The 11,074-nt window shown below is 65.5% G+C and carries 6 protein-coding genes and 1 pseudogene; 4 read left to right on the forward strand and 3 right to left on the reverse strand.

Annotation, left to right across the window (positions count from 1 at the left end):
* The first annotated feature begins 541 nt into the window (after positions 1-541).
* Genes KO481_RS16695 through KO481_RS16710 form a run of 4 tightly spaced genes read left to right on the forward strand, consistent with a single transcriptional unit; the run spans position 542 to position 6,289 of the window.
* Positions 542-1,969 carry a site-specific integrase gene (locus tag KO481_RS16695; RefSeq protein ID WP_308166642.1) on the forward strand — a complete coding sequence of 476 codons (1,428 nt, stop codon included), beginning with the start codon at positions 542-544 and terminating at the stop codon, positions 1,967-1,969.
* Positions 1,966-3,801 carry a hypothetical protein gene (locus KO481_RS16700; RefSeq protein WP_215918083.1) on the forward strand — a complete coding sequence of 612 codons (1,836 nt, stop codon included), beginning with the start codon at positions 1,966-1,968 and terminating at the stop codon, positions 3,799-3,801. Before KO481_RS16695 ends, KO481_RS16700 begins: the two co-directional genes overlap by 4 nt.
* On the forward strand, positions 3,798-5,885 hold the full coding sequence (locus tag KO481_RS16705) for a hypothetical protein (RefSeq protein ID WP_215918084.1): 2,088 nt from the start codon (positions 3,798-3,800) through the stop codon (positions 5,883-5,885). The genes KO481_RS16700 and KO481_RS16705 overlap by 4 nt, the downstream gene beginning before the upstream one ends.
* A complete protein-coding gene (locus KO481_RS16710) occupies positions 5,882-6,289 on the forward strand; it encodes an MreC domain-containing protein (RefSeq protein ID WP_215918473.1) in 408 nt (135 codons plus the stop codon). The genes KO481_RS16705 and KO481_RS16710 overlap by 4 nt, the downstream gene beginning before the upstream one ends.
* Before the next feature lie 50 nt (positions 6,290-6,339).
* Here the strand turns inward: KO481_RS16710 and KO481_RS43075 are convergent.
* The 3 genes and pseudogenes from KO481_RS43075 to KO481_RS16725 all read right to left on the reverse strand — a co-directional run.
* Positions 6,340-6,528: pseudogene (locus KO481_RS43075) on the reverse strand (MmyB family transcriptional regulator); the annotation flags it as partial.
* 276 nt (positions 6,529-6,804) lie between these two features.
* The gene (locus KO481_RS16720; RefSeq protein WP_215918086.1) at positions 6,805-7,116 is read right to left on the reverse strand and encodes a transposase; all 312 of its coding nucleotides are present in this window, start codon (positions 7,114-7,116) and stop codon (positions 6,805-6,807) included.
* 92 nt (positions 7,117-7,208) lie between these two features.
* Positions 7,209-10,436, reverse strand: coding sequence for a protein kinase domain-containing protein (locus KO481_RS16725; protein ID WP_308166643.1), 3,228 nt, complete (start codon positions 10,434-10,436; stop codon positions 7,209-7,211).
* Positions 10,437-11,074 lie beyond the last annotated feature (638 nt).

Raw genomic sequence — 11,074 nt, forward strand, 5'->3', positions numbered from 1 at the left:
CGGGGCTGGCTCGTGAGGTTCCTGCCGCCCGTTCGGGCTGGCTCACCGGGGGTTTGCGCCCCGGCTCGGCATCGGCCGCGGGCCTGACTCAACAGAGGTGTGGGACACACAGGCCGAAAGCCGGAATGTCGCCCGTGGCTTGCTATATCCGACGAGGACTCGGGAGACGTGGTTGACGGTGGTGATCGGGGTCGACCCGGGCGCGGTGCGGCATGTGGCTTGTAGATCAGTGCGGTGCTGCAGATTGGGTGTGGCCGCGCCCCAGAAGGGACTTTGAACCAGAGGTCACCGCTCAGTTGTTCCTGACTCACGAGGACGCAAGGCGTAGTCAGGCACAAGTTGGCGGTCGAGATTGAGCGGCTGGCGGCCATCGACGTACCGGATCGTCAGGTGGACCACGCCCATCTTGTGCACAGCCGGTTTGTGACCGGATGATCTTGCGCCTGTGACGATGATGCGTTGGCACGTACGGTTTACACCGGCGGAGTTGCCATACCCTCGAAACCCGCTGCCGTTTGTTTCGAGCCTGCCGACTGGCTGGGTGGACTGGCTCCGGCAGGCGGAGCTGGTGCCGGGGACACCGTTCCTGCTGTCGCCGCGGTGGGAGTACGACCTCGATCTGAACAGGTTCTTCCAGAGCGCGGAGATGGTCGGTGCGGCCTGGAATACGCAGGTCGGCTACGCGCGGGACGTGGCGGCGTTCTTGACGTTCTTGTGGTCGGCGCGGGAGCGGCGTTCGTGGCGGGATGCTGACGAGGCCGATCACCTGGCCTATCTGTTCTGGCGGCGCCGCGATGTGGCGGGTCCGGCGGTGGCGGGCCGGACGTGGGACCGGGAAGTCGCGGCGGTCAACAAGTTCTATCGGTGGGCGTTGCGCAAGCAGCTGGTGCAGGTGAACCCGATTCCGCAGGTGTCGCGCCGCCCAGTGCCTCTGGATGCGGGTTGGGCTGGTTGTCGGACGCTGGATGAGCAGCGACCTGCGACGTATTCCCATGATGCGGCCCGTGAGCGGGTGGAATGGTTGCCGCCGCCGGACTATCGCCGCTGGCGTGATGTCGGGGTGCGTGGATTCACCGCTATAGGGTTGCCTGACAATGGTTTTCGCGGTCGTTGGGCAGCGCGCAACGCCATTTTCTGCGATTTGATGGTGCGTACGGGTTTGCGGTTGTCCGAGCAGTCCGCGCTGACCGTGTTCGATGTTCCGCTGGATCGCACTGTTGTTGGCTACCAACGTTTCTGGCTGCCCGTGGCGATCGCGAAGGGCGGTTCGGCCCGTTGGGTCTACGTTCCGGCGTCGGTAGTGGCTGATCTGGATTCGTACCGGCGGTTCGACCGCGCGGAGGTGATCGACGATGCGCAGGCCCGTTACCGGCGCCGCTCGGGGTTGCTGGTGGTGGAGGATCCCGCGAAGCCGGTGGCGACACGGATCCTCGGCGCGGGTGTGGTGCGGCGGGTGAAAGTGGCTGGGCTGGCTCCCAGGGAGCGCCGGTCGTTGATGATCGCCGCGGAGGCGGGGCTGGAGCCGGCGCTGTTCTGGTTGAGTGAGGACGGGTGGCCGTTGTCGGTGTCTCGCTGGAAGCAGATGTTCGTCGAGGCCAACGTCCGGTGCGCGCGGGCCGGACTGGCGTTGGCGGCACACGCCCATCTCCTTCGCCACACGTTCGCGGTGGTGACGCTCGAGCAATTGCAGCGCGGGCACCTGGTGGCGCTGGTGGAGTCGACTCCTGAGCAGCGCGGACACTACGTCCGGGTGTTCGGTGACCCGCTGGACTGGGTCCGGCGGCGGCTGGGCCACCGGTCGGTCTCGAGCACGCACATCTACCTGCATGCGTTGGCCGAGCTGGAGATGGAAACTCGCTTGGCCCTAGTTCCCGACAGCTGGGAAGACCCGCGGTCCATACCCGCACACCAGTTGCCGCCGGACGATGCTGCGGACCACGGTGACGTGGACGGGGCGGTGAGGGCGTGAGCGGTCGCGGCAGCACCCATCCCGGCGCCCCCGCCGCTGTCCCGTCCGGCCACTACAACCCACCTCCTGCGGTGGCGGCGTTGGCACCGGCAGGATTGGTCGTGAACTTTCTCGGCGAGGACGGACGCAGCGGCGTATTCCGGCTGGGCACACTCCCGTTGCCGGGCTGGCACGAGGCCGCCGCTGCAGCCTTCGCGGCGCGAACCGGACCTGCGGGCACCCGCCGCACGCTGGCCTCGGCGCGAGGCGGGTGGCAGGTGCTGGGGCACCTGTTGCGTTCCCTTGCCGAACTGGACTGCCCGCCAGCCACTCCGGCGGAGCTGACCGCGATCCAGCTTGATGCCTACATGCGCCGGCGAGTGCGCGAGACCGGGCCGTGGCAGTGGGACCAGTTGAACGAGTTGCGCGCGCTCCTACGGGTCCCGCCGCTGGGTGACCAGCTCGATGGGCGAGTGCTGGACTATCTGTCGCAACGGGTTCGGAAGATCTACGAGATTCCCGCCGCGCGCCGGACCGGCTATTCCGAGGGTGAGTTCACCCGGATCGTCGAGGCTGCGCGGGCAGATGTCGCGTCGATCCGCGATCGGATCGATGCCGGTGAACGGCTCCTGGCGGCATGGGTCCATGACCGCTCGGCAGTGCCGGGCGCAGACGCCGAACTGGCTGCGCAGTTGACCGCTATCGCTGCGGCTGGGCTGATTCCCGTAGTGGCGGGGATCGGGGCCCCTGCCCAGCGCCGAGCCCGCATCGCGTTGGCGCAGCGGATGTTCGTCACGCGAGCTGATCGCGAGGCGCTGATGGTGCTGCTGGTGGCGGTCACCGGCCGCAACAGCGAAACCCTGAAGGAGCTCCCCGCCGAACATCGCATCCTCGGCGACGGCGCTGCGGTGGAGGTGCGAATCGCCAAACGCCGCCGAGGCCGACAAGCCTGGCACGACACAGTGACCTGGGAGATAGGACCGCCCCACCGTGAACTGCACACGCCCGGCGGTCTCTATCTGCTGTTGCATCGGCTCATGGCCCGCAGCAGGGCCGTGAGTGGGTCGATCACCATATGGTCGGTCTGGCGCAACGCTTTCCGCGGATTCGGCGGTCCGCACGAGCACGCCGACCCGTTCGCGGCCGAGTTGGCCGGTTCCCTGTCCTTGAACCTGTGGGCGGCCGAGCACGGCTTGACTACCGACTCGGCAGGCGAGGGGGACGAGGGGGATGCTCTACCGGTGCGGTTGCCGCTCATTCGCACCGCGGTCGAGGTTCGCCGCACTCGCGCCCTGGGCGGGCATCTCCCCTCGGCGGCACGGTCGAACACCACGAACGTGCTGTTCGCCAACTACCTTCGCGGCGACGCGACCGCGCGGGCCTGGGCCGAGGACGTGATCGGCGAGGCCGTCGAGGATGCCGAACAGGCAGCGCTGGCTGCGCACCGCAGTCACCTCGCCGAGACCGGTCACACCAGCCTGCACATCGATAGCACCGAAAAAGCCAGCCTCGACGCGCAGCACGGCGCCTGGACTGCCTGCACGGACCCCGAGTCGCACCCGGCGACCGGACGTCCCTGCCGAAGTGTGTCCTACCTGGACTGCTTCCACTGCGGGAACTGCCTGATCACGACCGGTCACCTACCAGCGATCATGGCGTTGACCGAGGAACTGGCCGAACGTCGCACCCGGCTCGGCGAGCACGACTGGTGGCAGCGTTACGGTCCGGTTTGGGCTGCCATCCGCCGCGACATCCTGCCAAAATTCACCCCCGCCCAACTGGATTGCGCCGCCACTACCAAACCGGGTGACGCATTGCTGGAGTTGGCCGAAGACCCCTGGGAGCATCCGTGACCGCATCCGCCGTCCAGCATTGGGAACTGCCGGGCGAGGAGGACCTCGTCCTGGTCGGCCGACCGCTGCGACCGGGGATGCCCCTGGAGCAGACCTCGCGGTTCGGTGACGAGCGCTGGCGACTCGAACCTGCTGTCCTGCAACAGCATGTTTCCTCGGTGTCGCTGAACTTCGCCCTGGTCCCGCCACGCTATCGGTTACACGCCAAACAGCTCTGCTACGCCATGCTGGCCGGACCGCTACCGGCGGGTGAGCAACGGCTCAACCCGCTGGGCATACCCGCGGTGTTGACCAATCTGCGCCGATTCCTGCACTGGCTCGATACGCGGCCGACGACACCGGCGCGGCCTCAGCCGCCGCCGCTGGCAGAGGTCATCGAGGACGATCTGACCGACTACTTCCGGCACCTGGTCCTCGTGCTTCCGCATGCCGGCACCCGCAGCGAGGCCCAGCGGTCAATTCACCTGCTCTGGCGCTACCGGCGCGGCCTGCCCGATCCTCTGCGCATCGACCCCCGGCAGGTCGATGGCTGGCGCGGGCAGTACGGCCGAGGACCCGAAAACAGCACCGCCCGCATTCCCGAACCAGTCCTGGGACCGTTGATCAGCTGGGCGATCCGGTTCGTCGACCACTTCGCAGCGGACATCCTTGCCGCGGAACGACAGCGGCGGGTGTTCGACAACCGGAGCACGTCAAGCACTGCCGCCCGGCATATCGTCCGACAGCAATTGCGCGCCTACCTCGACGACCACATCGCGCACGGACGGCCACTGCCCGGCCACCAAGGCAAGCCGAACCAGCAGTTCATCGCCTTCCAGGTCGGGGGCGGAAAGGATCTGTTCCACCACAGCACCGGAAACCGCAAGATGCTGTTCGACACGGCCGAGAAGGTCGGGGTCACCGAGCACACCTGGATACCGTCGCCGATCACCGGAACCCTGGATGGACGGGCCTGGCTGGAAGGGATCTCCTCGAATCACTCCCACTACTCGGTGACCAAGTTGTCACGGATGCTGCAGGTCGCCGCCTACATCACCATCGCGTTCCTGTCGGGAATGAGAGACAGCGAAGTCAAACACCTGCAGCGCGGCAGCATCACCGTCGAACGCGACGCCGACGGCCGCCCCTACCGCTGGAAGCTGACCAGCCGAGCCTTCAAAGGCACCCGCGACCCCGCGGGAACAACCGCCACCTGGATCGTCGGGCACCCCGCCGTTCGCGCGGCCGCGGTCCTTGAAAAGCTCCACCCCCCAACGCGATCGATGCTGTTCGCGAACCTACCCCGCGTCGGGACTACCCGTGCTGTGGATCCTCATCGTGCTCAGGCCACCAAGTCCACCAACGAGCAGCTGGCCGAGTTCGTCGACTGGATCGAGCACTACTGCACCGATCACCATCGCACCGACACGGTCCCAGCGGTCAACGGCAGACCGTGGCCGCTGTCGACAGGGCAGTTCCGCCGCACCCTGGCCTGGTTCATCGCCCGGCGCCCCGGGGGTTCGATCGCGGGAGCAATTGCCTTCCGACACTTGAGCATTCAAATGTTCGAAGGATATGCAGGGACCTCCGACTCAGGGTTCCGAGGGGAAGTCGAAGCTGAGCAGGCCCTCACGCGGGGCGAACATCTGATTGCCCTGATCGACGCCCACGAGCACACCCGCCTGGCCGGTCCCGCCGCCGACGAGGCGCACCGGCGGCTGCAGGAATTCGGTGAGCAGGCAGGTTTCCCCGGCGCGGTCGTGACCGACAACCGGCGCCTGCAACGCCTGCTGCACCGCGCGGATCCAGCGGTCTATCCAGGCACGTTCGCCACCTGCGTGTTCGACCCGGACAAGGCACTCTGCCAACAGGACCGTGACCAGCGTGGCACCCGCCGGCCCGGGCTGGGCACCTGCAGGCCCATCGAATGCGCCAACACCGCCCTTACCGTCGACAACCTCGCCGCATTGCGAGCCGAACTCGACCAGGTCACCCTGCACCTCGCGCAGCGGCCCGGCCTGCCGCCGCTGCTTTCGCACCGCCTACGCAGCCGACGCACCCAGATTGCCCAGTTCCTTGACCGCCACGCCCTGGAGAATCCATGAACCGCCGACCCGACCTGCCCACCGTCGACGACGTCCAGGCCGCTATCGACCATCTCATCGAGACGACCGGCAAGCCACCCACCACCCTGGCACTGGCCGGTCACCTCGGCCTGCCCAACACCACCTTCCGCCGCAACTTTCCCGATCTGACCACCCGGCTCCAACGGCAACGAACCCGATCTGAGCAGGAAACACTCAGCGGCGCAAACCGATTCGAACAGCTCGTTCAAGAAAACCAGGTCCTCAAGGCGACCAACCAGGATCTCGCTGAACACCTCGAACTCGCGGCAGCCAATATCCAGCGGCTCACCACTGAAAATCACCAACTTCGGCAGGCCATCGAGTCCGCAAGCAGCATCGCCCGGATCGATACACGGAGACCGACCTCGACGTCAGCTCGCTGAGAACGCGAGGCTAGTACGGCTGAAGGGGGTGGACTATCCGTTGTGTGCTTCGAACTCGGTCGCCAGGTCTGTTGGGTGGCCGCCCACGACGCCACGAGCGCTAAATTGTCAGCGGTCGGCGTGCCCGCGGGTGCGGTGTAGACATTGAGGTGCAGGCCGGGTTCGGCGGGCAGTGCCATCGACTCGATGTCCAGGTCGAGCTGGCCCACTACCGGATGGTGCACACACTTGCGTCCGGAGGTGATGCCGGTAGCTCGCATGCCGGATGTCTTTGTCAGATTGGGGAGAGGGGGATGCGTGTCCCTAGCGGATGAGCGTATGCGTGGTGGCGAGTGCCTTCATCCGGCGTTTGCCGTAGGTGCCGCGGGACTGGGCATGAATCCGGGATATCTCGTTGGCGACCACGATCCTGCGAATTGTTCTAGTGGACAACGGCTGTCGCCGTTGCCGCAGAAATGTGGATCTGTGTACGCCGGCAATACGGCAGGCGGACCGCCCTGAATGTCCGAGCGCGATCAGCCCTTCGACGACCGCGATCCGCCTTTTGGGGACACCACCGCCTGCGCATCGAACAATTCGCAGGCATCGCGGGTGAGTTTCAATTCGGCTTCCAACGCAGCGATCCGTTTGTTCGCCGAGGCCAGTTCATCGGCTTCCACGCTCGGGATGCCTTCTCGGACTCCCGCGTCGATGAGAACCTGTGCCTTCCAGCGGAACAAAGTGGCAGGCGAGATCCCTGTCTCGGATGCTATCTCGGCGACGGGCTCGCCGGCTCGCAGGCGAGCGCACACCTGTCGGCGCATGGCCGGCGGAAAGGACTTCGGCATCGTGACCTCCTGTAGGTCAGTCTGCCTCAACTCTCGAAACCACGGCCTCATCAGCGGGGACCAGATCAAGTAGACAGAATCTCGGGGTCTCGTCATTCACTCTTCATCTCGTCTACTACCCAGGCTGCGATCTGTGCGCGTGAAGTGAAACCGAGTTTGGTCAGGATGTGCTCGATGTGGCCTTCGGCTGTGCGTTGCGAGATCACCAGTTTGGCGGCGATCTGCTTGTTGCTGAGTCCTTGGGCGACGAGGCTGGCGACTTGCCGCTCACGCTTAGTCAATTTCGCGACTGCGTGTGCCGAATCGGTGGGCTGTTCCCCGAGTGCGTACGCGATAGCAGCGCTCATGCGCATCGCCTGGCCTCGCCGGAAGGCCGCGTCAAATCTGCGGCCGAGGGAGCGGCGCGTAACTCGCTCACATTCTTCGTGGAAGTGCGACATGTTCGGCAAGACCGTCTTGACGTCGCTTTCCCCTGGCCAGAGTCCTCGTGCAGCTCCCATCAGAACGGCCGCGCGCTCGGCGTCACCGGTATCGGCGACAGTCCAAGCCAGCGCCACGAGACTGAAGGCAGTCACATACGGGCTGCCCAACGGCCGGTTGACGCGCAGCGCATTCATGATCAGCTGCTGCGCACGATCCCGTTCGCCTTGCTGCCATAAGGCGACTCCCAAGCCCCACAGTGCTCCCGCACGGTAGTGTCGCTCGCCGCGCGATTCAGTGATGGACAGTACCTGGCGGTAGAGCTTGACGGCCCGAGCTGTCTCACCACTCAGTTCACATACCAACGCCAGGAATGTCAGTGCACCGACGTAGGAGACAGCGGTCTTGTTCGAGCTGAACAGTTCGACGGCTCGTTCGAGTTCGGCGGATGCGTTGACAGCCTCGCCGCAGCTGAGTGCGAGGAAGCCGTCGGCGTAGGCAGTTTGTGCCTGAGTGGTGGGGGTGGGGGCTTGTTCGGTAAGAATTCGCGCCTCCGCCAAGAGAGCGCGCGCCGACTTGAAATCGCCTTGTGTCGCTGCCAACTCGCAACCGACGCTCAGCGCCTCGACGCGGTGGGGTATAGATCGGGCGCGCGGGTGGTCAAGGGCGCGGTTGAGCCAGGATCGACCTTCGCCATACAGGCCGCGGAAAGCCCAGTATTCGTAGAGCACTGCTGGGGTGCGCAGCGCTGCCTGTGCTGCCTGCTCAGTGTCCTCGGCCAGGTAGGTTTCGAGCGCTTCGCGCAGGTTGGGCAGTTCGCGGTCGATTCGGCTGATCCACTCCGGTTGGCGGAGGCTGATCCAGTCAGCTTCGCAGTCGAGGGCGAGTTGGTGGTACCAGTTGCGGTGGCGTCGGCGCAGTTCCTGGTATTCGCCGGATTCCCGCAGCTTTTCCCGGCCGTAGTCGCGCACGGTCTCGAGCATCCGGAAGCGCACGACGGTATGCGATTCCTCCCGGATCAGGATCGACTTGTCCACCAGGGAGGACAGCACATCGAGTGGCGCGTCCGCGGCCAGGTCGGCAGCGCATATCTGCTCGATGGCGTCGAGTTCGCAGCTGCCGGCGAACACCGACAGCCGAGCCCACAGTCGCTGTTCGGTCGGGGTGCACAATCCGTAGCTCCAGTCGATGCACCACCGCAGTGTCTGCTGCCGCTGCGGTGCGGTGCGGCTGCCGCGGGTGAGCAGCGTGTAGCGGTCGGTGAGCCGGGTCAGGATCTGTTGCGGTGACATCGTGCGCATACGGGCGGCGGCCAGCTCGATGGCCAATGGTAGCCCGTCCAGATGGGCGCAGATTCCGGTGACGGCGGCCTTGTTGTCCTCGTCGACCTCGAATCCTGGCACCGCTATCGTGGCGCGGTCAACGAACAAGGTGACGGCATCGAAACGGGGCAGCGCGACAAGCGTCGGCTCCCGGCCCGGATCTGGGACCGTCAATGGTGTCACCAGCACCACTGCTTCTCCGGCGATATTCAACGGTTCGCGGCTGGTGGTGAGGATCCGCAGCTCCGGACAAGTCTGGAGTAACGTCTCGGTCAGTGTGGCCACGGCCTCCACGACCTGCTCGCAATTGTCCACAACGAGCAGAGCTTCTTGTGGTCTCAGGAAGTCGATCAGAACCTCGAGCAACGGACCGGTTGACTCGTTGCGCACACCGAGGGCGGCTGCCACCACATCGATCAGTAGCGTCGGGTCGGACATCTCGGCCAATTCGATGAACCACACTCCGTCGGCGAAGTTACGTCGCGCACTGGATGCGGCGCGCACCGCCAGTCGTGTTTTGCCGATACCCCCAGTTCCTGTCAGCGTCAGTAGCCGCGTGGCCGACAGCAAATTCTTCACCTCCGATAACTCTGCGCGCCGGTTGACGAAACTGGTCAGCTCGAGCGGCAGGTTGCAACTGTGGTCCTCAGTAGCGGCCGTCGGTTTGGGCCCACCCCCCGTGTGTGGCTTCGGTTCGGAATGCTCGGGATTCGGTTCGCCCTGCAGCACCATCTCATCCGCCGCGAACCCGTGGCGCTGCTGTAATTGCCGAAGTGCTGTCCGCAGTTCCGCTGCTGTCGGCCGCTCATGCTGGTTGCGGCTCATCGCGGTTTGCACAATCGCCGCCACGTCCTCGGGGATACCGCTTTCCCGCAGGTCGGGCACCGGCTGGGTGCTGATCCGCAGAAACTGTGCCACCACGTTCTCACCGCTACGACGCTCGAATGCGGCGTGCCCGGTCAGTGCACAGAACAGCGTGGCACCGAGCCCGTACACATCCGCTGCCGCGGTCGGATCGGTCCCCTCGAGCACCTCGGGTGCGGTGAACGCCGGTGATCCGGTCACAATCCCCGCGGTCGTCTCGAACCCGCCGGCGATGTGCGCAATCCCGAAGTCCGCCAAAGCCGGCTCGCCGAAGTCGGTGAGCAGAATATTCCCCGGTTTCACGTCCCGATGCACGATACCGAGACGATGTGTGCTCTCCAGTGCGCCAGCGATCTTCACCCCGATCTGCACCACACTCTCCACGGCAAGCGGGCCGTTCTCGCGAACCCACGCATCCAGGGAATCCAGCCGGTGATACGGCATCACCAGATAAGGTCGGTCACTCTCGGTGGTACCGGTCTCGAGTACGGTGACGATGTTCGGATGCCCGGTCAACCGGCCCATCGCCCGCTGCTCCCGGAAGAACCGGGCTCGATTGTCTTCGTCCCATTCCGTGGTCAGAACCTTAACCGCGACCATCCGGTCCAGCGCTACCTGCCTGCAGCGGTACACCACACCGAAACCACCGTGCCCGATCTCCACCGCGTCCTCGAAACCAGCCGCAGCCAGCTCCGCCGTGACCGGCACCGTCACCTCACGGCGCGTCCGTAGCGGATCATCATCGGTCATCGATCGGCCGCGATCCGATCAATACGTCTCCGGACACCGGACAACATGCGCCCACCTTCCGTCACTGCCCAGCTTATCGCCAAGAAAGGCGAGTATCGGGTTGTCGCACGGCGTGCAATTCACCCAGCACACTGCGACAGCCCGCAGGAATACCTCGGCGACAACGGGCTGGTGCAGGTCTACCAGGGGCTTGCTGACCCTCTTCCACCCCTGGCTGCTGGCCTTCGACCAAGCCACGGCCATGATCACGCAGTCCGGTCACAGCATCGCGCAGTTCGTGCCGGTACGCGGTGCGCTCCAACGCCGCCTTCCCCTACGTCATGGAGGCGATCGCAGCGCGCAACCAAGGCGGCCTAGCGGAATTGGTTGGGTTGAAGATGATGGACGCAGGCGTACCGCACATCATTGGCGGCGACGCCCCCGTGTCCACCGAACCAGGAACGGTCCAGTCGTGCAGCCGTCCCGGCAGTGCGGGATGGCTGTTCCAACCTCATGCAGGGCCGCCGGGGCCATCATCGTTTTCGAGCTCGAGGCGGGACGGAATCGCACCAACGGTCTTGGTGCTAACGATAGCAGAGACTGATTGCGAGTTTGGAGCCGAG

Origin of the sequence: Nocardia albiluteola, from assembly GCF_018860155.1 — a bacterium.
In the GTDB taxonomy this organism is placed as follows: Bacteria; Actinomycetota; Actinomycetes; order Mycobacteriales; family Mycobacteriaceae; genus Nocardia; species Nocardia albiluteola.

Excerpts from the sequence above, each read along its gene's own strand:
- KO481_RS16710 (WP_215918473.1), top strand. The coding sequence starts at position 5,882 with ATGAACCGCCGACCCGACCTGCCCACCGTCGACGACGTCCAGGCCGCT.
- KO481_RS16720 (WP_215918086.1), bottom strand. The coding sequence starts at position 7,116 with ATGCCGAAGTCCTTTCCGCCGGCCATGCGCCGACAGGTGTGCGCTCGC.